The 23,343-nt window shown below is 45.4% G+C and carries 21 protein-coding genes; 13 read left to right on the forward strand and 8 right to left on the reverse strand.

Translation table 11 applies throughout. The features are described 5' to 3' along the window. Nucleotides 1-33 precede the first annotated feature (33 nt). The 4 genes from H6F56_RS09770 (at nucleotide 34) to H6F56_RS09785 (ending at nucleotide 6,432) form a co-directional block, all read left to right on the forward strand. Nucleotides 34-1,446, forward strand: a complete 1,413-nt coding sequence (locus H6F56_RS09770; protein WP_190667305.1) for a response regulator — start codon at nucleotides 34-36, stop codon at nucleotides 1,444-1,446. An 18-nt stretch (nucleotides 1,447-1,464) separates the two neighbouring features. Further along, complete coding sequence (thrB, locus tag H6F56_RS09775) at nucleotides 1,465-2,388, forward strand: homoserine kinase (protein WP_190667307.1); 924 nt, start codon at nucleotides 1,465-1,467, stop codon at nucleotides 2,386-2,388. A gap of 352 nt (nucleotides 2,389-2,740) precedes the next feature. Then, a complete protein-coding gene (locus tag H6F56_RS09780) occupies nucleotides 2,741-4,360 on the forward strand; it encodes an NAD(P)H-quinone oxidoreductase subunit 4 (protein WP_190667309.1) in 1,620 nt (539 codons plus the stop codon). Nucleotides 4,361-4,563: 203 nt separating this feature from the next. Then, entirely contained in the window at nucleotides 4,564-6,432 is a 1,869-nt protein-coding gene (locus tag H6F56_RS09785) for a PAS domain-containing protein (RefSeq protein ID WP_190667311.1), read from the forward strand. A gap of 36 nt (nucleotides 6,433-6,468) precedes the next feature. Here H6F56_RS09785 and H6F56_RS09790 read toward each other — a convergent pair whose 3' ends face one another. Next, nucleotides 6,469-6,837, reverse strand: coding sequence for a translation initiation factor (locus H6F56_RS09790; RefSeq protein WP_190667313.1), 369 nt, complete (start codon nucleotides 6,835-6,837; stop codon nucleotides 6,469-6,471). 115 nt (nucleotides 6,838-6,952) lie between these two features. On the opposite strand from H6F56_RS09790, the gene H6F56_RS09795 reads away from it, so the two are divergent. The 6 genes from H6F56_RS09795 to H6F56_RS09820 all read left to right on the forward strand — a co-directional run bounded on the left by H6F56_RS09795 (nucleotide 6,953) and on the right by H6F56_RS09820 (nucleotide 11,623). Next, nucleotides 6,953-7,321, forward strand: coding sequence for a hypothetical protein (locus H6F56_RS09795; RefSeq protein ID WP_242031937.1), 369 nt, complete (start codon nucleotides 6,953-6,955; stop codon nucleotides 7,319-7,321). A gap of 91 nt (nucleotides 7,322-7,412) precedes the next feature. Then, nucleotides 7,413-8,666: a tryptophan synthase subunit beta gene (gene trpB, locus H6F56_RS09800; protein WP_190667315.1), complete on the forward strand. Its 1,254-nt coding sequence runs from the start codon at nucleotides 7,413-7,415 to the stop codon at nucleotides 8,664-8,666. Nucleotides 8,667-8,794: 128 nt separating this feature from the next. Beyond that, nucleotides 8,795-9,304 carry a CAP domain-containing protein gene (locus H6F56_RS09805; RefSeq protein ID WP_242031938.1) on the forward strand — a complete coding sequence of 170 codons (510 nt, stop codon included), beginning with the start codon at nucleotides 8,795-8,797 and terminating at the stop codon, nucleotides 9,302-9,304. 163 nt (nucleotides 9,305-9,467) lie between these two features. Next, complete coding sequence (locus H6F56_RS09810) at nucleotides 9,468-10,625, forward strand: methyltransferase domain-containing protein (RefSeq protein WP_190667319.1); 1,158 nt, start codon at nucleotides 9,468-9,470, stop codon at nucleotides 10,623-10,625. A 15-nt stretch (nucleotides 10,626-10,640) separates the two neighbouring features. Then, nucleotides 10,641-10,925: a hypothetical protein gene (locus tag H6F56_RS09815; RefSeq protein ID WP_190667321.1), complete on the forward strand. Its 285-nt coding sequence runs from the start codon at nucleotides 10,641-10,643 to the stop codon at nucleotides 10,923-10,925. A gap of 74 nt (nucleotides 10,926-10,999) precedes the next feature. After that, nucleotides 11,000-11,623, forward strand: coding sequence for a ribonuclease D (locus H6F56_RS09820; RefSeq protein WP_190667322.1), 624 nt, complete (start codon nucleotides 11,000-11,002; stop codon nucleotides 11,621-11,623). Between the two features lie 20 nt (nucleotides 11,624-11,643). On the opposite strand, the gene H6F56_RS09825 is transcribed toward H6F56_RS09820, so the two are convergent. The 3 genes from H6F56_RS09825 to H6F56_RS09835 all read right to left on the reverse strand — a co-directional run bounded on the left by H6F56_RS09825 (nucleotide 11,644) and on the right by H6F56_RS09835 (nucleotide 14,226). After that, nucleotides 11,644-12,024 carry a rhodanese-like domain-containing protein gene (locus H6F56_RS09825; protein ID WP_190667324.1) on the reverse strand — a complete coding sequence of 127 codons (381 nt, stop codon included), beginning with the start codon at nucleotides 12,022-12,024 and terminating at the stop codon, nucleotides 11,644-11,646. 314 nt (nucleotides 12,025-12,338) lie between these two features. Then, nucleotides 12,339-12,821, reverse strand: coding sequence for a rhodanese-like domain-containing protein (locus H6F56_RS09830; protein ID WP_190667327.1), 483 nt, complete (start codon nucleotides 12,819-12,821; stop codon nucleotides 12,339-12,341). A 457-nt stretch (nucleotides 12,822-13,278) separates the two neighbouring features. Continuing rightward, complete coding sequence (locus H6F56_RS09835; RefSeq protein WP_190667329.1) at nucleotides 13,279-14,226, reverse strand: hypothetical protein; 948 nt, start codon at nucleotides 14,224-14,226, stop codon at nucleotides 13,279-13,281. Between the two features lie 745 nt (nucleotides 14,227-14,971). On the opposite strand from H6F56_RS09835, the gene H6F56_RS09840 reads away from it, so the two are divergent. Next, a complete protein-coding gene (locus tag H6F56_RS09840; protein WP_190667331.1) occupies nucleotides 14,972-15,526 on the forward strand; it encodes a general stress protein in 555 nt (184 codons plus the stop codon). Nucleotides 15,527-15,620: 94 nt separating this feature from the next. Beyond that, nucleotides 15,621-17,330: a DNA mismatch repair endonuclease MutL gene (mutL, locus tag H6F56_RS09845; RefSeq protein ID WP_190667333.1), complete on the forward strand. Its 1,710-nt coding sequence runs from the start codon at nucleotides 15,621-15,623 to the stop codon at nucleotides 17,328-17,330. 10 nt (nucleotides 17,331-17,340) lie between these two features. Here mutL and H6F56_RS09850 read toward each other — a convergent pair whose 3' ends face one another. Both H6F56_RS09850 and H6F56_RS09855 read right to left on the reverse strand, forming a co-directional pair. After that, the gene (locus H6F56_RS09850) at nucleotides 17,341-17,856 is read right to left on the reverse strand and encodes a GNAT family N-acetyltransferase (RefSeq protein WP_190667335.1); all 516 of its coding nucleotides are present in this window, start codon (nucleotides 17,854-17,856) and stop codon (nucleotides 17,341-17,343) included. A 21-nt stretch (nucleotides 17,857-17,877) separates the two neighbouring features. Further along, on the reverse strand, nucleotides 17,878-18,423 hold the full coding sequence (locus H6F56_RS09855; RefSeq protein ID WP_190667337.1) for a GNAT family N-acetyltransferase: 546 nt from the start codon (nucleotides 18,421-18,423) through the stop codon (nucleotides 17,878-17,880). A gap of 145 nt (nucleotides 18,424-18,568) precedes the next feature. Here H6F56_RS09855 and H6F56_RS09860 point away from each other — a divergent pair, with 145 nt between their 5' ends. Further along, complete coding sequence (locus tag H6F56_RS09860; protein WP_190667339.1) at nucleotides 18,569-19,549, forward strand: pentapeptide repeat-containing protein; 981 nt, start codon at nucleotides 18,569-18,571, stop codon at nucleotides 19,547-19,549. A gap of 81 nt (nucleotides 19,550-19,630) precedes the next feature. Here the strand turns inward: H6F56_RS09860 and H6F56_RS09865 are convergent, their stop codons facing one another. Both H6F56_RS09865 and H6F56_RS09870 read right to left on the reverse strand, forming a co-directional pair. Then, a complete protein-coding gene (locus H6F56_RS09865) occupies nucleotides 19,631-21,253 on the reverse strand; it encodes a PQQ-binding-like beta-propeller repeat protein (RefSeq protein ID WP_190667341.1) in 1,623 nt (540 codons plus the stop codon). A 137-nt stretch (nucleotides 21,254-21,390) separates the two neighbouring features. Further along, nucleotides 21,391-22,767 (reverse strand): UDP-N-acetylmuramoyl-tripeptide--D-alanyl-D-alanine ligase, encoded by a 1,377-nt coding sequence (locus tag H6F56_RS09870; protein WP_190667343.1) that lies wholly within the window; start codon nucleotides 22,765-22,767, stop codon nucleotides 21,391-21,393. Nucleotides 22,768-23,343 lie beyond the last annotated feature (576 nt).

Here is a 23,343-nt window from a genome sequence, read left to right on the forward strand (position 1 = left end):
TTTATTACAAACCGCCTGTTTAGGGAGCGATTTATGCCAATAAAAATCTTATTTGTAGATGATGAACCAGATCTAGAGCTGCTAATCTCTCAGAAATTTAAGAAAAAGGTTCATTTAGGAGAATTGCAGCTAGTTTTTGCCCGAAATGGTGCGGAAGCACTGGAAAAGTTGCAAGAGCATCCAGATACAGATATGGTATTGACCGACATTAATATGCCGGTGATGGATGGCCTAGCTTTGCTGGCTAAACTTAATGATATAAATCCCACGATTAAAACAGTGGTTATGTCCGCCTATGGCGACATGAAAAATATTAGAAAGGCGATGAACTGTGGAGCTTTTGATTTTTTAACTAAACCCATCGATTTTCAGGATTTAGAACTTACGATTAACAAAACCTGGCAATGCGTACAGGAGATTAAACAAAACTTGCGGGTGCAACAAGAACAACAGGAAAAATTACAACAATCAGAAGCTTGCGCCAGAGAACAAGCAACCAACCTAGAAAAAGCCCTGCAAGATTTACGACGAACCCAAGGGCAATTAATTCAAACTGAGAAAATGTCTCTTCTCGGCCAATTGGTTGCAGGCGTGGCTCATGAAATTAATAACCCAGTTAACTTTATTTATGGCAATCTGGCTCACGTTAGCGAAACTGCTCAAAATTTGCTTGGTTTAATTGAGTTGTACCAGCAGTGCTATCCCTCTCCCACTCCTGAAATTCAAAATGAGACTGAAGAGATCGACCTTGATTTTTTAAGCGAAGATTTGCCAAAAATGCTGTCTTCAATGCAAGTTGGGGCTGAGCGTATTCGTCAAATTGTGCTGACGCTGCGGAACTTCTCACGGGTTGATGAAGCGGAGAAGAAGCCGGTCAATATTCATGAGGGGATTGATAGCACACTCATGATTTTGCAGAATCGCCTTAAGGCTAACGCCGAGCAGGCTGCTATTGAAGTTGTTAAGGAATATGGGGATTTACCAAAGGTAGAATGCTATGCCGGCCAATTGAATCAGGTATTTATGAATATCATCGGCAATGCCATTGATGCCTTGAACCAGTCTAACAAAAGTCGCGCTCCTACAGAAATTAAAAATTGTCCGAGTACAATTACAATTTCCACCCAAGTTATCAACTCTGATAGCGTAAGAGTCAGTATTAAGGATAATGGGCCAGGAATGCCGGCAAGGGTCAAAGAACGATTGTTTGACCCCTTCTTCACGACTAAACCAAGCGGTGAGGGCACCGGCTTGGGATTATCTATTAGTTATCAAATCGTTGTAGACAAGCACTACGGGCAGTTGCAGTGCTTCTCAGAAATCGGACAAGGGGCTGAGTTTGTGATAGAAATTCCTATCAAGCAAAGTTGTGAGATGCGGATGCAGGTGAGTTCAGCGCCGGCAGAGATGACGGATGAGCAGCGACATGGGATGCTGGTAGATTGATTATTGAGTGTTGAAAGGATGTCTGCTGTTTCCACCGTTACTGTTAGCGTGCCGGCTACTACTGCTAACTTAGGGCCGGGTTTTGATTGCATTGGGGCCGCTTTAACGCTTTACAATCAATTTCAGTTCACCCGTCTCGATACAACTGAACCGGCGCTTAAAATTACTGTCACCGGCATTGAGGCTGAGCGAGTTAAGACAGATGACAGCAATCTGGCTTATCAAGCATTTGTGCATCTTTACCAAAAACTCGCTCAAACGCCGCCGGCAGTCCACATCGAGATTGTGTTAGGCGTTCCCCTAGCCAGAGGTTTAGGCAGTTCTGCAACCGCGATTGTTGGTGGGTTAGTGGGTGCGAATCAGCTAGCCGGTGCGCCTTTAAGTGAAATTGAAGTGATGCAACTGGCAATCGCAATGGAGGGACACCCAGATAATGTGGTGCCGGCGCTTTTGGGCGGTTGCCGTCTCGCCGCAACAGCATCAGACGGTGGTTGGGAAATATGCGAGATTCCCTGGCACTCTAATATTGTGCCGGTGGTGGCGATTCCCAATTTTGAACTTTCTACCGCAGAAGCGCGGCGGGTGTTGCCGGCCAATTATTCTCGTACTGATGCGATTTTCAATACTGCTCATCTTGGTTTATTGCTGCGCGGCTTAGAAACCGGCACCGGCAGTTGGCTACGCGCGGCAATGCAAGATCGCATTCACCAACCTTATCGACAAGCTTTGATTGCTGGTTACGAAGCCGTATTTGCGGCTGCTTTGGATGTCGGTGCTTATGGCATGGTGATTAGCGGCGCTGGGCCAACGCTTTTAGCACTTGTTGAGACGCAATTGGGCGAATCAGTTGCAGCCGCAATGAAGGCAGCGTGGGCACACCAGGGGGTTAGCGCTGAAGTTATGTCAGTAAAGCTTGACACCCAAGGAGCAAGATTCTCCTAACTGTCGTTGACAAATGGGCCTAGTTTTCCCCACAACGGTAGCAAAAGCTACCGTCTTTTTTTACTTCATCGCTCCTTTACAAAACTTAATTTATTAATTTCCGTTTAATTTGTTATTGAATTTATTTTACATAAGTTCATTGATAATTGATTTATAAAAGCCTAAAGCAATCTACTTACGAAACTAAAATTTAACATTAATCAAGCGGGAAATTCCTTAATTTAACTAGAAGCGGCTCTTTTATCAGCCCAGCGAAATATAAAGATTGCTTTTTTGCGTGAACTTACCTTTGCAAAAGTTCATCTAACTTAATAAAATATAAGACGTATGGAATAGGTATTTATTCTCAATCATGCTGCTCATGGAAATGCCCTGGCTAAGCACTATTATTTTGTTGCCCCTAATCGCTGCCCTCGCTATCCCCTTCATACCGGATAAAAACGGCAAAACCGTTCGCTGGTATGCCTTGGGGGTTGGCATAGCAGACTTGGCGCTGACTGTCTATGCCTTTTGGCAACACTACGATTTACAAAATCCAGACTTTCAACTTGCTGAAACCTATGCCTGGGTGCCGCAACTGGGGCTAAATTGGTCGGTAGCGGTGGATGGACTCTCGATGCCGCTGATTGTCTTAACCGGCTTAGTCACCACCTTGGCAATGCTGGCCGGTTGGAACGTTACCACCAAGCCGCGCTTGTTTTACTTCCTGATGCTTGCAATGTATAGCGCCCAGATAGGCGTGTTTGCCGCCCAGGATATGCTTTTGTTCTTCCTGATGTGGGAACTAGAGTTAGTGCCGGTGTACTTGCTGATTTCCATTTGGGGCGGCCCAAAGCGGCAGTATGCGGCAACCAAATTCATTCTTTACACAGCATTAGGGTCAATTTTCATACTGCTAGCCGGCCTGACAATGGCCTTCTATGGCAGTAATGTCACCTTTAATATGGTGGAAATTGGACAGAAATATTTCCCCATGTCGTTGGAAGTGTTACTCTACGCCGCTTTACTGATTGCCTTCGGGGTTAAACTGCCGATCTTCCCTCTGCACACTTGGCTACCCGATGCACATGGCGAAGCTTCAGCCCCCGTGTCAATGATTTTGGCCGGCGTTTTATTAAAAATGGGTGGCTATGCGTTAATCCGCATGAATGTTGAGATGCTGCCTCATGCCCACATTTACTTCGCGCCGGTTTTAGCCATTCTCGGTGTCGTCAATATTGTTTACGGGGCTTTAACCGCCTTTGCCCAAGATAATCTTAAGCGCCGGCTGGCTTGTTCCTCCATTTCCCACATGGGCTTTGTTCTCATCGGAATCGCCTCCTTAACCGATGTCGGACTCACCGGCGCGATCCTGCAAATGCTTTCCCACGGCTTGATTGCAGCCGCGCTGTTCTTCCTCTCCGGCGTGACTTACGAACGGACTCACACCCTGGCGATGGAAAAAATGGGCGGCATGGCTAAATCGATGCCGAAAGTGTTTGCCTTATTCACCGCCGGCTCAATGGCATCTCTGGCATTACCGGGAATGAGCGGCTTTATCGGTGAACTGACGGTATTCCTCGGCTTTGCAACCAGTGATGCGTTTAACCCCACCTTCAAGGCTGTGGTGATTGTGTTGGCGGCAGTTGGATTAATTGCCACGCCGGTTTACTTACTCTCCATGTTGCGCCGAGTCTTTTATGGGCCAGAAAATGCCCAGCTCACGATTGATCCGTGGTTGCTTGTCGATGCCAAACCACGTGAAATTTTGATTACGCTGTGCCTGATCCTTCCGATTATCGGAATTGGCTTGTATCCCAAGATTGCCACTCAAACCTACGATGTGAAGGTAGTAGAAGTAGCGGCGAACGTCCGTGATGCGCTGCCGGTGGTGGCGCAACAGCGAGAACGTCTCTACTCTGGCTATATCGCACCCAAATTAGGGGAACCCACTCAAGGATTAGTTGTGGCGGATTTGGGCAAAGGTGCGTAAGACTGAGTCCTGAGTTCTGAACTGCCTCAGATTAGTTAAGATAATACGAACAAAAAGAAAGCCTGTCTGTACGGGCTTTCTTTTTTTTGGCTGTTATTCTTTAATAGCTTTTTATTTTCTTTACATTTGTTTACCATTTAAGAGAAGGGGCACGCATCAATACGCACGATCTCTCGGATTTAACCTTCACAACCGGCCAAGCTATGCTCAAAAAGATATCAGAAATTTCCGAACACCGGCAAGCCCTGGAAATGCTATGGCTGTGCGATCGCGCGATGGCAGCAACCAGCACCGGCATAGTTATTGCCGATGCCACCAAACCGGGTAGACCCCTTATTTACTGCAATTCAGGCTTCGAGCGGATGACAGGTTACTCCCGCGATGAAGTGATCGGGCGCAATTGCAAGTTTTTGCAGGGATCTGATAATGATCAACCGGCTATTGAGCAAATTCGCCAAGCCTTACGTGATCAAACTGAATGCCGGGTCATCTTAAAAAATTATCGCAAAGATGGCACTTTATTTTGGAATGAATTAACCATTTCGCCGGTGTTCGACAGTAACGGACAATTAACTCACTTTATTGGAGTGCAAAACGACATAACCGAACGCGTAGAAGCAGAAGCCGCGCTTAAGCGAACAACCCAAGAGTTAGCCGATTCTGAAGCCGCGTTACGCAAGCAAACCAACATTTTGCAATCCCTCCTCGACAACCTGGCTGAAGGTGTCGTTGTTGCCGATGAAGGCGGTCAGTTTGTGCTATTTAATCCCGCAGCACAAGAGGTGCTAGGCAAAGGTTTAATTAATGTCTCATCTGAAGCATGGACAGATCAATACGGATGCTATTTGCCCGATAAATTGACCCCCTATCCTCCTCAAGAATTGCCCCTAGCACAAGCAATTCAGGGAAAATCTGTTGATTCGGCAGAAATTTTTATCCAGCCATCACCAAATTCCGAAGGGGTGTTTATTTGTGTGAATGCGAGGCCATTAAAAGATGAAACCGGCAGTTTAAAAGGTGGTGTTGCAGTCTTTCGCGATATTACTGAACGAAAGCGTTCTGAGGTAGCTTTGCAGCAATCGGAAGCGCAATTAAGAGAACACACCAATCAGCTCAAACAAGCTTTACACGACTTACAACAAACCCAAGCGCAACTGATTCAATCTGAAAAAATGTCAAGTTTGGGGCAATTGGTTGCCGGCATTGCTCATGAAGTTAACAATCCTGTTAGTTTTATTTATGGCAATCTTGCTTATGCCAATGAATACATTCAAGATCTGCTAAAATTGCTAAATCTCTACCAGCAGCAGTACCCAAATCCGGGGGAAGAAATTGAAGAGGAAATCGAAGAAGTTGGCTTAAACTTTTTGCTAGAAGATCTGCCAAAGTTAATGTCTTCCATGAAACAGGGAGCCGAACGCATCCGTCAAATTGTGATTAGCTTGCGTAACTTTGCCCGTTTGGATGAAGCTGAAATGAAAACAGTGAATATTCACGAAGGCATTGACAGTACATTGCTGATTTTGCAACACCGGCTCAAACAACCGCTAGATTCTGAGATTGAGATTATTAAAGAATACAGCAAATTACCCATAGTTGAATGCTATCCAGGGCAACTCAACCAAGTTTTTATCAATATCCTCAATAATGCAATTGATGCTGTAGAAGAATCAGCACTGAAGGGAGTGGAAAAAGGGCAAATTATCATTCGCACCGGCATCCAAGATGAGCGCGTATTTATCAGCATTGCCGACAATGGAGCGGGCATGAGCGAAGAAGTGAGCCGGCACATCTTTGAACCCTTCTATACAACTAAGCCGGTAGGAAAAGGCACCGGCTTGGGATTATCGATTAGTTACCAGGTTGTGGTAGAAAAACATGGAGGCCGGCTGCAATGTATTTCCGCCCCCGGAAAAGGAACCGAACTGAGAATTGAAATACCATTGCGCCAAAAAAATCTTACATCCTTTGCCGTCCCAGATTACCTATCGGGAAACGGGAAAAAGGTGGAAAAAGAAAGAGTGGGAGAGAAAAGAACCGGGGTCAGTAATCTTATGTCCCAAAGAGAGTAAAACTACAGGGCCGGCAGGAACTGTAAGTTTTGAAGATCAGCCCCCACTAATTTTGGCTTTATAGCCTAATTGAGTCAGAAATTGCAGAAGTTTTTGGGTGTGATCGCCCTGAATTTCAATTTCTCCATCTTTAATCGTACCGCCGGCACCACATTGAGTTTTCATCTGCTTAAGTAGGGATTCCAAAGTTTCAGGTTTAACTTGAAAACCGTTGATAACAGTGACCGTTTTTCCCTTACGCCCCTTTCGGGATGCCTGCACCCTGACATTTTGCTGAGATGCCGGCAGTTCTGTTACAGGGCGTTCTAGGGCAGATGGATTGACATCAGTGCCAAATTCTTTATAAATAAAGCGATCGCCGGTGGAAGCATTGCTATCGTTGGATTTGCGCTTGGAAGTTGCCATAACAGTGAGCGGGGGCTAGGAGCAAAAAGAAAACTGTTTGCAGTTTTTGTGGATACCTACTCAAAGCATAAATCAGTAACCGAAATCTTGTACCAGCATCACGCAGATAATGAATATGGCCGGCATAACCCACATAACCGGCCTAACCCACATAGCCGGCATCGATGCACCGGCACACGAGTCAGCTAAACTGAGTCAGAAGCAAGCTTTGTTGGAGCACCGGCAGATGGAATCGAAACGACATCCCATAGAACAGCAAGTAGAGGAAGGCAGACAGCGTGCTCACGTTCATGCAGAACGAATTAATGAACTTGCAGAAGAACTTGCCCAGGAACTAAAAGCCCTCAAAGACATTGCAGATGAAATCAGCCCCAGTTACTGGCAAGTCTATTACAAACCTTTCATCACCGGCTTTAGCAGCATCTCAGTTCCCTACGTCCGTTCCGACGGGGATGTTTGGACAGTCTTTAACCGAGTCGTTTAAGACTAAGCCCAGGGACATCTGCATCAACCTTTATCTGAGCCGGCAAAACAGGGACTTATAATGAAATCTGTCCAGTCATTTCCCTGTTGCCGTGACCGCTACCCCCCTTTCCTCCAACGCCCAAATCGATGCCTCCAGCGACGCCCAAAGACCTGACTCATTAGGTCGCTTTGGTCGCTTTGGCGGCAAGTATGTGCCTGAAACCTTAATGCCGGCTTTGACTGAGTTAGAAGCCGCATTTAAGCAATATTGCCATGATGCCGATTTTCAAGCAGAACTTCAGCAACTGTTGCGCGACTATGTGGGACGCCCCAGCCCTCTGTATTTCGCTGAACGTCTCACCAGTCATTACGCCCGTCCCGATGGCAGTGGCCCTCAAATTTACCTCAAACGGGAAGACTTAAACCACACCGGCGCTCATAAAATTAACAATGCTATCGCTCAAGCATTGTTGGCAAAGCGCATGGGCAAACAGCGCATCATTGCCGAAACAGGTGCCGGTCAGCATGGCGTCGCCACAGCCACCGTGTGCGCCCGGTTTGGTCTGGATTGCGTGATTTATATGGGCGTTCACGATATGGAACGACAAGCCCTTAACGTATTTCGGATGCGCTTAATGGGGGCAGAAGTGCGCCCCGTAGCAGCCGGCACCGGCACCCTCAAAGATGCTACATCAGAAGCCATTCGCGACTGGGTGACGAACGTAGAAAGCACCCACTATATCCTCGGTTCAGTGGCCGGCCCTCATCCCTACCCGATGATGGTGCGTGACTTCCATGATGTCATTGGCTTGGAAACCCGCGCCCAATGTCTGGAGAAATGGGGAGGACTGCCGGATATTCTCCTCGCCTGTGTAGGCGGCGGTTCCAATGCAATGGGACTATTTCACGAATTTGTTAGTGAATCCGAAGTGCGGTTAATTGGCGTTGAAGCTGCCGGTGAGGGCGTTGAGACAGACAAACACGCCGCCACCTTAACACGCGGACAAGTCGGTGTTTTGCACGGCGCAATGAGCTATTTACTGCAAGATGACGATGGTCAGGTTGTGGAAGCCCATTCAATTAGCGCCGGCTTAGATTATCCCGGTGTCGGGCCAGAACACAGCTATTTAAAGGATCTCGGTCGCGCTGAATATTACAGCGTTACGGATGAACAAGCTTTAGACGCCTTTAAGCGCTTGTCTCTACTCGAAGGAATTATCCCAGCCTTAGAAACCGCCCACGCGATCGCTTACTTAGAAACCCTTTGCCCTCAACTTGCCGGTAATCCCCGCATCGTGATTAACTGTTCCGGTCGCGGCGATAAAGATGTGCACACGGTTGCCAAATTCCTCAATCCAGCTTAATCGCTTGAATGCTCATACCTAATTTCGTTTCTTACACTTTAAAAAAGCAAAAAAGTCAACAGATACAAGGTAAAAGACAACCAAAGAGTTATCTCTTTCTTTTACCTTTTTACTGTTTCCTTTTAACGTTGTTTGCCGGTGGCTGTGTTGTCGTCCTCGACAGCTCTAAAACCCCAAAAGAAGAACCTACACAGCCGGTGACAACAACCGCACCCGAATCAGCGTCTAAACCCTTAACAGCCACCGAATTTGCTGCCTTGGAACAGTCAATTCATGACCAAGTGAATCAGTATCGCGCCTCCCAGAAATTGCCGCCGCTGAAGCTCGATCCTCGAATCAGCGAAGTGTGCCGGCAACACAGCAAAGGAATGGCTAGCGAGGGCGTTCCCTTTGGCCATGAAGGATTTGAGCAAAGAGCCAACGCAATTGAGAAAAGCATTGCTTATCGCTCAGTTGCAGAAAATGTTGCCTATAATTTTGGCTATAGCAATCCCGGTAAACAAGCCGTTGAAGGATGGATTAAGAGTCCGGGGCATCAGAAAAATATGGTAGGTGATTTTGATTTAACCGGCATCGGCATTGTTAAAAATGCGAAAGGAGAATATTACTTTACTCAGATTTTTGTGCGCCGGCAGTAAGAATGGGGCATGGGGCATGGGGCATAGGATTACTTTGAGTGAGGGCTGCCGGGTTCGGCTTTTTTAGGTTTTTGTATCAGCAGATTTTTTAAACAATTAAAAATGATTTTAGATAATTTAAACAATTCAAGACTCGAATTTTAATTGCTGCGAAGGTGAACTTATGAACACACAAATTGAGCATTCTTTACTTCCAAAAGCGAACCACGATGAGCTGGCACGACAAAATTTTGTGGCAAGTTTGAAAGTTTATGTATCTAGAAATATTACAGCGGGAAATAAGATTGTTTATGAAAAAGTAGCAAAACCTAAGTTTGAGAAAGAACACCAACGTGCGCCACAAAACCGTCATGAAATTCGGCGGCTGATGGAAAATGAATCTTACTATCGCTGGTGGAGTGCTTTGCGGCGCACGACTCAGGAGATGCTGTGGGATTCTGTAAACAGCAGTATTGAGCGCCAACTGCCTGAATTGGTAGAGTGTGCTCGCCGGCAAGGAAATAAGCTTGGTTCATTAACATTAAATCCCGAACTGACGATTCCCGCTTACCAAACTGCCGTAGATATTCACTGTATGCCGGGAGGGTATCAAGGCGAATTTACAGAAGATGATGTGGCTGCCGGCGCGTTATATGATCGCGGGGTTTATTTGTATGTCTTAGGACAGTTAGGCCCATTGAATGATGATATGGGTCAGTCTGTGGTTCAAAATTATTTGAAAAAGCAATATCCTGACTTTCAACCGGCACGCATTCTTGATTTGGGTTGTACAGTGGGTCACAGCACTTTGCCTTATGTGGATGCTTACCCGGATGCGGAAGTCTATGCGATCGATACCGGCGCGGCGCTGTTGCGTTATGCTCATGCACGGGCAGAGGCAATGGGTAAGCGCGTTCACTTCTCGCAGCAAAATGCTGAGCGTACTAACTTTGCCGATGGGTCATTTGATTTAATTGTTTCCCATATTCTGTTACATGAAATGCCGGTGTCTGCGATTCGTAATGTTTTGCAAGAGTGTTACCGGCTGCTGGCTCCCGGTGGGATGATGGTTCATGCTGAGGCTCCCCTCTATGGCAATATGGAAGCCTTTAATGCTTTCATGTTCGATTGGGAAACCAAGAATAACAACGAACCATTCTGGAGTGCGATGCGGGATCTCGACTGGATGGAAGTCGCTGTTGGTGCCGGTTTTGAGAGCGAAAAGGTGATTCAATCCTCTGCTGCTAATGGTGTCTGGAAAGAAAAGATGGCCGGTGGCAAGTCTCAAAATGACGGTTTTGGCCGGCGCGGCAGTTGGTTGATTTTAGCTGCTAGCAAATAATACGGCACAACGGTTATGGCAAAGAAGGCAAAAGGCAAACGACCGATTTATTTTGATGACCCTCAAACCGACAAGTTGCTAACCATAATTTTGGCACTTGCCGGCGAGGTTTCTGTGCTGCACGAACGTCTCGACACCTTAGAACGTCTAACTGAAGCGAAAGGTTTAGTTAACCTTCAAGAAATCGAGACTTACGAGCCAGATGAGCAAGTGGCCCAAGAGCGAGAACAGTGGCGTCAGGCTTATCTTGAGCGCGTGTTGCGGGTGGTGAGAGAGGAGTTGGAAGCCTTGAACGGATGATCGGTGCGATCTCTTCAACAGAGAATGGGAAAATTATATTCCCTAGCAGATGAACATTATTGAGGAGTGAACTGTTGGAAGATTTTCAGGTTTGCGAACGTGATCTTTCTGATGCCTATTTATCTCAGTATTTAGAAGCTGAAGCGCTGGCAGTCGATACGGAAACAATGGGATTGTTACCTTGGCGAGATCGCTTGTGTTTGGTGCAACTGTGCGATCCTCAAGGTCGGGTAACGGTGGTTCGCATTGAGCGAGGACAGAAAGAAGCGCCGAATTTAAAAAAGCTGATGGAAGCCACCGGCATTCTCAAAGTCTTTCATTTTGCTCGTTTTGACATGGCAACAATGCGCCACAATTTGGGTATTGAGGTTGCGCCGGTGTTCTGCACGAAGATAGCGAGTAAGCTTGCTAGAACCTACACCCCGAAACATGGTCTTAAAGAAGTGGTGCAAGAACTCGAACGGGTGGAACTCGACAAAAGCGCTCAAAGTTCTGACTGGGGAAATGCTGCCAACCTTTCTGAGAATCAGCTCAGTTATGCGGCGAATGATGTGCGCTATTTGCTCAGTGTTCAGCAAAAATTGATGGGGATGCTGCAACGGGAAGAACGCTGGGAACTAGCGCAGCAGTGCTTTCAGTCCTTGCCGGTGTTCGTTTCCTTAGATTTGCTGCAATACAAGGATATTTTTGAGCATTAAGCACCCTGTCTATTGCTTTTTTAAATGTTGGGTCTCTGAAGAATTGACTCAATGGGAAAGCCGACTGCTTTCCATGCGGCAACGCCACCTCTGAGTTCAGATACGTTGTCATAGCCGGCTGAGCGCAGTTGCTCGGCAGCTTCGGCGGTTTCCTCGTCGGTTTCACCATAGAGGTAGATATCGCGACTGCGTTCAAGCGCTGTGAAGGCACGTTCGACCAATTCGCTCGCCGGCATGGAAATCGCGCCGGTGATGCGACTGGTATTAAATAGGTTGCGCTCTCGCACATCAATAATCGTTAATGCTGGATCACCCCAGTCGAGCCGATCTTTGAGGTCATAAACCAGGGATTTGGCTTGCAGTGGCGGCGGGATGGGGATGAGGCCGAAGAAGTTAGGCATGATGAGCGAAGACCTATTACATTCTCCTCTGCAATGTAACAAGATATTTTAAATTTTGCAAAGTTTTAATCAAATTAACTTTACAACGGTATCTATTTATGCATTTACACCTAGCTTGGGTCAGTAAGCTCTTTTTTTAGCGAGTTTCTAACGCTCTAATTCTCTAACCCTGCCGGCACTCAACACTCAGCACTCAGCCATTTCCTAAAAAATTAGGAGGCAACCCTAGAAGGATTGCCCCAATAAAGCCACTGCCTGAATTTCTCTCACTTAATTAGCTGACAGCGACGTAATATTAAACTGCTAAGCAAAGCTTAAACATCATTTGATTGCGTCTCTGCATGATGCTTGAGGTTTGATGCGACGTTGTAGGCTTCATCGGGAGCCGGATCTTTTGCGTCATCAGTGCCTTCTGTGGAGCCGGCAATTGCTCTCCATGCATCCAAGCCACCTGTTATTTCTGCCACATTGGTAAACCCAGCTGAACGCAACAGATTTGCAGCTTCGGCGGTTTCTGCGTCGGAGCCGCCATAAATATAAATGTCGCGGCTGGGTTCTAGACTAGATTTAGCCCGCTCTACCAAGTCCTCCTTTGGAAACGGCATTGCTCCCATAATGTGCCCCTTATTGTAAGCAGTCCGCTCACGCACATCCAGAATCGTCAAAGCCGGCTCACCCCACTCCAAACGAGCTTTGAGATCGTGTGCAGAGGACTGGGCTTTCAGTCCTGGGGGGGTCGGGGTCACATTGGGCATTTTTTCTTTGGCATCTTGAATTTGATCGGGAATATTTTTCATGATGAACTTTAACCAATTACTTCAATTTGGAATATAACAAGGTCGTTTGGTACCCCGAATCCTTCTAGGGAGAGAGCGTTCGCTTATCTTCGGGCAGAATTAAGTAATCCTACTGTTAGGACTTAAGCAGCAAGTCGTCTACGCCAAGTCCCAATAAGTTAAAGTTATCATTCCTTTATGGCCTGTCCTTGCAAAGGTAGGCGGTATAGATGCTCGCATTTAGCCTCAAATTTCACTCTGTTTCTATTAAGCGTTGTGGCTATGGCGATGCTCATAGCTAATACATTTAATATATATTTAAAATATAAACTGAAATTTAGTTTTGCCTTTAATCAAGACATATAAATCGTTTAATTTTATGATAATTTTTTGCAATTTAAGTGCAGATTGGCTAAGCATGAACTTAGCCTAATCTATCCCCTTAATGCTCAGAAGGAATCATCCACAAGAAACAGTGTTATTCCGTTTCACAAGGGTTCAAAGCCGGCAGTTCTGTTGTTTCTATTAACTTTGCCGGTTGAGAAGATTCGCCGACAGAACCATGTAACTCAACGAATCTTCTAAAAAGCCGCATGGTTTCGTGAGTTGAAACCTTATTTAAGTTAACCAAGCCGGCTAGATTTTTTTGGGAGATTTTTTGTAAATAGGGGAGATCCTCAAATAACGTTAAACAAGAAGCGAAATGCAAGAGCATTTGCAATAACGGCTTGGGCCATTCCAGGTTGGTGTAAATATCGATCAATAACTTGTGTTCAGTCTCGCTGATAGGCTGCACGTTAAACATGACAACGATCTTCTTGCCGTTGTAAACTGGGATGCAGAGTTCAACGGTATAAGGCGCGTACAAAATTAAAATAACTTCAACAACTGGTAGTCTCCAAATTCTCAAAATATTGAAGGGAGAATCTAGAATTGTTTGAAATTTAATAATTCCGCCAGTTGCTGTCGGCTGGAAATGAGTAACTTTCAGGATTTTTAAGTTGTTGAGACTGAAAGCATGAATGGATTCCAGATGCTTTAAGTTTAATAGATGATAAATTTGGCAGACATAGGAAAAGGGTAAAATATATTCTTGACTGATTGCGTGATAAGCTTGCAACTCAAACATTCTGGCTTGAGCTTCCCTTAAAGCGAATTCTGGTTGGTTGGGTTGGGCGTTAAACCGGCATCTGCTAAGCTCTCCTGTGTTTAGGCTTTCTTCCGGCTTCAAAGACAGCCAAGCTAAAAGCAAGAAAGAGGCTGTAAATAACTGCGTTAAGTCAATTGCAGATAAATACCCATCAGCCAGGGAAGCCAGACTTCTATCGGTAATTCCAAATAAACAAGAGGGAATTCCTAAAATCCAAATACTGTTTCTGATATGGGCGATGAAAAGAGAAACTTTTGCTGATGTATCGTTATTCATGGATTTAAAAAAACTTGTTATTTTAGCGATTCACAGAGTTAAGGAGTTTTTTTGTTTTTCTGCCGAGGCGAAGTGTATCTAACAAAGAGACTTTAAGTAAAAGCGCTCATTTCTAGCTATGAAGTATAAATCTGTAGAATAAATTCCTTGACTTTTTGCTTTTTATTTGCTCTTCTATTTAAAAAGATAAAACTCAAAATTCTTTCCGACCTCTATCGCAAGATGGGTGTCTTAATTCAAAAAATTTAGTTAAAAAAAGCTAAAAATACCCGTTCCTATTTCTTAAAGGGAGTTATCACTTGCCGGCCTATATGTCTGAGGGATGAGAGGCAGGATTATCCCTGTTGCCGGCAGCCATGCAAACTTATCAATCTAGAATGGTTATTTAACTGAGAGACGAGCTTTCTGTCCGCCGTCAAATTATATTATTTCTGTTGATGAGTGGCTATCGCGGTAGCAGTTGAAAGAACCATTAGGTGACGAACTTGAGCTTTTAACCGCAGGGGATCGCTGAGTTCGTCGTAAAATCTGGCTTAGCAGCCACATCAGCTAAGTAAATTTGTGTATTGATACTTACTAAGGCAATTAATACAAATTTATTCCTTAAGGAAAGGTGAGATGTGTTCTCTAGGCTACATCTATAGAGCGATGAATATCTTCAGTAAATCTACAAAAATAAGAATGTAAATAACAGAATAATTCTGCCTCTCTATGAGTTCATCTGAGATGGCAGAAGGAGGAAAATATGGTAGTAAGCGAGCAAAGGCGTGCAGTAGGAGTCTTTTCTGAACGGCAACAGGCAGAGCAAGCACTCAATGAATTGAAAGCTTCAAACTTTTCGATGGACAAAGTTTCCTTGATTGCCAAGGAGACAGAGGAAGGCGACCAGGTGAGCGGTACTCAAGTCAGCGAACGCATTGGCAATCAAAATGTCGAAAGTGGAACAGCCGTAGTTGCCGATGCGGCAACAAGCAGTGCTTGGGGTAGCGTACTTGTTGGCTTAGGAAGTTTGGCAATTCCCGGACTCGGCCCTTTGATCGCCGCCGGTTCCGTTGGGGTAGCACTCGTAACAACCTTAGCCGGCATTGGTTTGGGAACCCTGGCAACGGGTAATTTAGTTAAAGCACTAACTGATTTAGGCATTTCCCAAGAATCAGCAAGCGCTTATGCAGATAGCCTGGAACAAGGCAATTACTTGGTCATCGTCGATGGCACACAAGAAGAGATTGGTCGTGCGGAAGCCGTTTTTAGTAATGGTGGAATTCAAAATTGGGGCATTTATAATTCCCCACAGGTTTAGATGAACGCGATTTGCTGGATGCACAAGGTGGCCCATTTAAATCCTCAACCGGCCTCCTGACATTCGAGTGGAACTCTGACCTACACTTGATTGTATGGCTCAGCGTATCCAACCTCTACCAGCAGAAGTTGTTCATCTTATCGCCGCCGGTGAAGTCATTGACTCCCTGGCGGCTGTCGTGCGGGAATTAGTGGAAAATGCCCTAGATGCCGGCGCGACACGCATTGCGGTTTCAGTTTGGCCGGAACAATGGCGTGTGCGGGTGGCAGACAATGGCACCGGCATGGATTTGGCTAACTTGCAATGCTGTGCCACTGCCCACAGTACCAGCAAAATCCATAGCAGCGAGGATCTCTGGAAAATTACCAGTTTGGGGTTTCGCGGGGAAGCGTTGCACAGTTTGGCCCAGTTGGCCGATTTGGAGATTTTAAGCCGGCCCACAAATCCGGCGAAAGAGCAAGGCAGTTGGCGCGTTGTCTATAACTCCCAAGGCGAACCGATTCAAATTGAGCCGGCAGCCATTGCTTATGGGACTGTGGTGGATGTCTGCAATCTATTCGGCACTTGGCAAGCGCGGCGGCAAGGTTTACCCTCGCCGGCACAACAGTTGCGATTGGTACAACTCACGATTCACCAACTGGCACTGTGCCACCCCCATGTCAACTGGCAAGTCGAGCAAAACGAGCGCCGGTGGTTTAATTTAACTCCCGGTCAAACCCCACAATACATCCTGCCGCAGTTGTTACGGGATGTGCGCTGGGATGATTTGCACCAGTTGAAAGTTGAAGTGCCGGCACCTTCAGAAACCGAAGCCGAAACTTTCCCCCTATCACCCTCTCAATCTTTAGAATTAGTCCTCGGTTTGCCTGATCGCTGCCACCGCCGGCGTCCTGACTGGGTGAAAGTTGCCATAAATGGGCGAATGGTGCGAACACCGGAACTTGAGCAAACCCTGCTTAGCAGTTTTGCACGAACACTGCCGCGCGATCGCTATCCGGTTTGTTTCCTGCATTTGCGGATTTCCCCGGAGGGAATTGACTGGAACCGGCACCCCGCGAAGGCGGAAATTTATTTGCAGCATTTGAGTTATTGGCAAGAACAGATTGCTGGTGCCACCCTGACGGCGCTACAACTCAGTCGCGCAAATTTGCCGGCTGCCGGTCAAGAACGGGTGAGCAAATTGCTCAAGGCATCAGAAGAGAAGGGGATTTATAGTGCCGGTCGTTCGATTGAGCCGGCACAAAGTCAAGAGATGTTGCCAACACGTCTCTATCTGCGTGCGATCGCCCAAGTTCACAACACCTATATCTTGGCGGAACATTCAGGCGGCTTGTGGTTAGTCGAACAGCACATCGCGCACGAGCGGGTTTTGTATGAACAGTTGTGTGATCGTTGGCACCTCGTCCCCTTGGAAGCGCCGGCAATTCTTAGCCAACTAACGCCTAAACAGGTCGAACAATTGCAACGCATTGGCATAGAAGTTGATTTATTTGGCGAACAAGTTTGGGCAGTTCGCACCGCGCCGGCACTGTTAGCTGAACGAGAGGATTGTACAGAAGCGTTGCGGGAACTGAGTTCTGGTGATTTGCAAGCCGCTCAAGTTGCTACTGCCTGCCGTAGTGCGATTCGTAACGGCACGCCTCTGAGTTTGCCGGAAATGCAAACCCTTTTAGATCGCTGGCAAAGTACGCGTCATCCCCGCACTTGTCCCCACGGACGACCGATTTATTTATCTTTAGAAGAGACAGATCTCGCCCGTTTTTTCCGCCGGCATTGGGTGATTGGCAAAAGTCACGGAATTTAAGGGTCGTTTTTTAAACATCATCAAATGCCGGTGGATATTTAACCATTCCCGTAATTCCTTCCAAGGCTGCCGGTGCGAGTTCCAGCACCATAAATGCCTCATCGGGAACTGGAAAGGGCGCTTCTAATCCTTTTGCTCTAGCCGGAGAAAACCCAAAGCGCGTGTAGTAATTGGGATGACCTACAACAACAACAATTTTATGCCCTAAACGCTGGCAATCTTTTAATCCCTGCTGAATTAGTTGAGAGCCAATCCCTTGATTTTGAAATTCTGGATGAACCGCTAAAGGCGCTAACGCTAATGCCGGCACATCTTTGTTTTCTGTTTGAATAATTATATCACTAAATAGCAAGTGACCAACAATTTTTTCATCTTGAATTGCAACAAGAGATAGCTCTGGATTAAAGTTATCTGACCGTCGAATTGCGTCAACGAGTTGAGCTTCGCCTTCTTGTCCGAATGCCAGCTTATTGACTTCGTAAATTCCTGCAAAATCATCGGAGGTTTCAGGGCGTATTATTATCATTAAAATCCTTCCATCGCTCAATTACTTTTGTTTCACCGGCTTTGCCATGTAAATATCTGGTTTTCCCAGCCCATTAGCATCTGGCATTACCCCTACAATCGTAAACCCGCATTTTTGATAAAACTCATAGGGATGACCGACTAAGTTTTTTATATTCGTAATTTTTTCCCAAGGATTAGAGTATAAATCAACACCTGAAAGCGTTGTTTGATTCTCCTCATCATCAGTACCCACCCAAATTGTCAGGCCGGCACGTTCTCTTACCAGCGTTTCTAAATCAGCAATCAACGCACTGCCAATTCCCCGACCTCGACAAGTTTTGCTTACAATTAAAGGGTGTAATTCCCATACATTACCGTTGTATTGCGAAATTCCCCCAATCCATCCTAAAACGCTGCCGGTTTCATCAACCGCGACGCGGCTAATTCTGTCCTCTCCCAAAGATTCACGCACCTCTTGCAGACCACTTTTTATATCTGGCCAGCTATTGGGCCACTGCTCAACCAGCCAACCGGCTAGCTGCTGAATGATTTTATCGTCATCCGGAGACAGATCAATTATTTGCATGAGATGCTTCCTCAAGCAAGGCGCTGATTCATAAATTCATTTCTAGGCGCTAAAATTATAGCAATTTGTCAAACACTTGCTTCCCTATTATTTAATTTAAAATTCAAAATGCTATAAGAGATAAGGAGAGAAGAAACAAAACATTATGCAACTGAGATTTTTTGCGAGTCTACTGCTTTTGAGTGCTTTTTGGTTAGGGATGCCGGCGCAAGCAGCAAATCCCAAACACGTTGAACAGTTACTTAAAACCAATCAGTGTCCTAAGTGTGACTTAAAGGGTGCGGATCTTAAAGGTGCTCAACTAGCCGGCGCTAATTTAAGTGAGGCGAATTTAAGTGAGAGTAACTTGGAAGCCGCTAACTTAAGGGGTGCGAATTTGCGGGGTGTTCAACTTCAGTCTGCTTTACTGCGGGGTGCCATTTTGGAGGAAGCAAACCTGGAAAATGCCAAGATGAGAGATGCCAAAATGAGGGATGCCAAGCTTAGGCGTGCTAACCTCAGTTACGCTAGGCTTCGTGATGCCAGACTCCGAGGTGCTGATCTTACAGAAGCTAAGTTGTTCGCAACTTTCTTGAATAATGTTGTTTTAATAGATGCGAAACTCAAGTTAGCGAAGTTAGAGGGTGCAGATTTAACGGGTGCTAAACTCAATCAGGCAGACTTGGATACTGCGAATTTAGATAGTGCTAATTTAACGAATGCTGATTTAAGCGCCGCCTACCTTCCTGATGCCGATCTTAGGGGTGCTAACTTAAGTAATGCAAATCTAGCCGGCGCTAAATTAATGTCTGCCGGCTTAGTTAGGGCAAAACTCAATAATGCTGACCTTAGTTTAACAAATTTAAGCCGCGCAAACTTAAGTTATACCGACTTAAGCGGTGCAAAATTAATCAATGCCAACTTAACGAAAGCAGTAATCACTAAAGCCAACCTGACAGGTGCGGATCTAACAGGTGCGAACCTTAGCAATACTTATTTATATCAAGCAAACTTAGAACGTGCAAACCTCACGAGTGCAAATTTAGAACGTGCCAACTTAGCCAGTGCTAATTTAAAAGATGCCAATTTAGATAAAGCCAATTTAACCAACGCCAACGTCACCGGCACAAGTTTAAGTGAGCGCTAAAGTCAGAAAAATCTTCTTTAATTATGAGTCATAAAATGTAAAGAACCAGGAAAAAAATAAGAGAATCCTACGATGAAATTTTTAGCCTAATGTATACATCCAACCATCTCTGGCGCAAATTCTAATGAGACCATCCCAAACAATTGGGGTCGATTCAAAAGAGGCTTCTGGCTTAAATCTGGCAGCTTCTTCGACGATAACGCGATAAAATTCTCCTTTGGAGTTTTTGAGGGCGTTTTTATCATTTGGGTTTGCCGGCTCAAAATAAAGATTAAATAAATACACGCCACTGTAACAGGCAGCAATCAGTTTATTCCCATCAGTAAAGATGGGGGTTGAAATTGAGCCGCCTATTCTTTGTTTAAATACGATTAATGGCGTATTATATTCTTTATCTAGCAATGGCCCTTTAACTTTTTGGCCGGTTGTGGTGGTTTGAGAACCGATATAGACGTTTCCATCAATGGCACAGGTGGCAAAGAGTGCCGGCATTTCTTCTGTGCGGTATTCATCATTTAATGCAACGGAACCAATGATTCCTCCTTTCCAATCGTCTAAGCGAGCGTTATTGGTAGGAAAGAACCATTCAACAGATTCACTTTCTTTCTTGGCTGGATTGAGTTTTAAAACACCGCCGTTACCGGGAATGTATTGTTTTTCTATGGCGCAAAAAAGTTTTTCATCTTTGGAGATGGCAACAGTTCCATCCATGTCAGAACCTGTATAAAAGTCCCAAACTATTTTACGGTCTTTAATACTAATTCCATAAATGTGTCCAGAACCGGCAGCCATATAAATTCTATCTTTGAGAACTGCCGGTGAGGATTCCGCAACTAAGTTTCCCGAATGTCTGCCAATGTCTGCCGGCTGATAAAGTTGAACTTCATCCAAAATTTGTGGCTGAATGATGCCATCTTTTTTAGCAGCGGTACGTGTTGAGCTGTTCAGAAAATAGCCAATCGCATTTTCACCGGCATTAAATATCACGCCACTGCCCAAATCAATTGGGCTGCTATCGTTATCTCTACTATAACTCGCCGTTTTTCTAATATTTAGTTTCCAAAGTTCCTTGCCGGTTCTAAAGGAAATTGCTCGAAAACTAGGTACAGGTGCCGATGTAAATAAAGAATTTCTGACTCCCAGTCGGCTTCCCTGTAGAACCACAATTCGATTTTCTTCGCTCGCTGTTGGGTCAATATAAATCGTTGAAGACCCTTTTAAAATATCATCATATTTATATCTCCACACCACTTCATTTGTTTCAATATCTATTTTTCTTAAGCTGTGATCGTATGCCCCAATAACCAAATAGGTTTTCCCGCGATCTTTGGTAATAGTTGGCTGTCCTGTCCAGCCGGCACCACTCCAGGTTCCATACCCTCTAAAAGCTGTTATCCCACTTCCCAGTTCAAATCGATCAAGCAGATTCAGTCCTTCCGGAGTTCCCCTCCCATAAAATCTTCGCTTTTCATTCCCTAAATAGGTGGGAATTAAAAGTTCTATTTCTGGGTTCATGTCAGTGAGAATATTATTCACTTGACGGTTAACTGCCTCTGAAAGTGGGTCGGCATTGACCGTATTCGCACTGACTGGAGTTCCCACAGATTTCTGCGCTTTAAATTCTTTGAAAATTAACGGAGAGATGGAGCTTGCTAGCAGTAGTTGGATCGCTCGTTTATTAAAATTTTTTCTTGATAAAAGCATAACTTGCTAGCTCCATTTATTATCTAAATACCAGAATTTTTATCTGATTTTTAGATAATAAATTTTAGATTGTCTTCAGTCCTTTGTCAAGAAAGTTAGTGACAAAAGACAATCCAAAATTCGACAATGAAAACTACCTAGTTTTCAGACACAAACTCAGTCCGAAACTGATCAACAATTTTATCTAAAGCGACTGCATGGGAAGCTTTAAACAAAACACGATCACCGGGTTGCACAAAGTCCTTCAAACACTCTACTAATGCCTCTTTGGCATGGATGTAGGTACTCAATCGCGTCTCGATTAAAGGCACCCCAACCGCACCGGCAGCCAAGGCTTCTGCTTCCGCAGCGTCTGCCAAAATAAACAAAGCGTCAAGATTGAGATGGCTGGCGGTAACACCTACTTGCCGGTGAAATTCTAGAGAGCGATCGCCCAATTCCCGCATCGTCCCTAACACGGCAATATGCCGCCTTCCCGGTGTTTGCGCCAGTAGTTGCAGCGCGGCTTCCATCGATTCCAGACCGGCATTATAACTCTCATCCAGAATCATCACATCATCCGCCAACTCATAGCGCCGCGCCCGTCCCTCTGGCAATTCCACAGATACACCGGCACTCAGAGGCTCCCAGCTAATATTGAGGACTTTCGCAACGGCTAGCGCTGCTAAATAATTACTCGCATTATGACGACCGGGAAGCGGGATTGGCAATTGAACGTCCTCAACTATCAAGCGTTCGGCATTAATTAGCATCCCGCGCACATCGCCCCCTTCCAACCCATAAGTTAGGGTTTTCCCTTTCCAAACCGTGGCAGCCGTTGTCATTAACCGCTTGTTATCGTGATTGAGAATTGCGGTGCCAGTGAGAGGCATTTCCGCTAGTAACTCGCACTTGGCTTTGGCGATTGCTTCTTCAGATCCCAACAAACCGATATGTGCGGTGCCGGCATTCGTAATCACGCCGATCGTTGGGCGGGCTATTTGCGTCAAGAGGGCAATCTGACCACTGCCACGCATTGCCATTTCAATCACAGCATAATCGTGTTCGGAAGAAAGTTCTAGCAGCGTTTTAGGCACCCCAATTTCGTTGTTGTAGTTTAGCTGGGTTTTCAGGACTTTTCCCTGAGTGCCTAAAATTGCTGCAATCAGTTCTTTCGTGGTGGTTTTGCCAAATGAGCCAGTTACAGCAATCACTGGAATTTTAAATTGCTCGCGCCACCAACGCGCGATCGCTTGATATGCCTGTAGTGTGTCTTTTACCTGTAGCTGCGGCACCGGCACCGGCAGAGGACGTTCGACAATTGCAGCAATTGCGCCTTTTTCAATTGCCTGGGAAACAAAATCATGGCCATCAAAATTTTCGCCTCGCAATGCCACAAACACCTCGTCGGTTTTGATGCTGCGGGTGTCTGTAGTAATGCCGGTTACTGGGGTTTTTAGGAGCTTATCCGGTATATTTGCCGGCGTGGCGTGCAGAATATCAATGAGTTGAGTGAGGGTGGCACGAAAGGTCATAAGGCATTTGGGATTTTTAGCTTTCAGATTTTAGATTGTAAATTGAATCCAAAATCGATGAACAACTAAAATGCCACCGGCAGCCCTAATGTTAACAAATATAAACGCTTCAAGGGGCCATTTTATCCGGTTCCCGCCGGGGCGCTAACATCGCACAACCCTCTCGCTTTGTATCAATTTTTAAACTCCACTTTTTTGTGGCCGAAAATATGCGTAATTCACTCAAAGAAATTTTCATAATAACCCTACAATTTAAAGCCCAATCTTTACTGTTTCTTTACCAACTTTTGAGACCGAGTCGGGTACATTGGAATTGTAACCCCATCTAGCTTAGGTAAACCCTTCTGTTCATGCCCAAATTAACTCTAAATCAAGTTCCTTGATTCATCAAAACTGAATTAGAGCGAAGACAAATCGGGTTCGCAGATGCAGCTCAATCCCGAAACTAAGCAGTCTATTCAGCAATTACTCAGTGATCTGGATCACCGCAATGAACTGATAAAAGGCACATTTATTCTTTCTAAGGTCAGAGTATGATAGCTAGTGGGGGAGGCATCTTTAATTTGTGCAAGAACT

This window comes from Microcoleus sp. FACHB-672 (assembly GCF_014695725.1).
In the GTDB taxonomy this organism is placed as follows: Bacteria; Cyanobacteriota; Cyanobacteriia; order Cyanobacteriales; family Oscillatoriaceae; genus FACHB-68.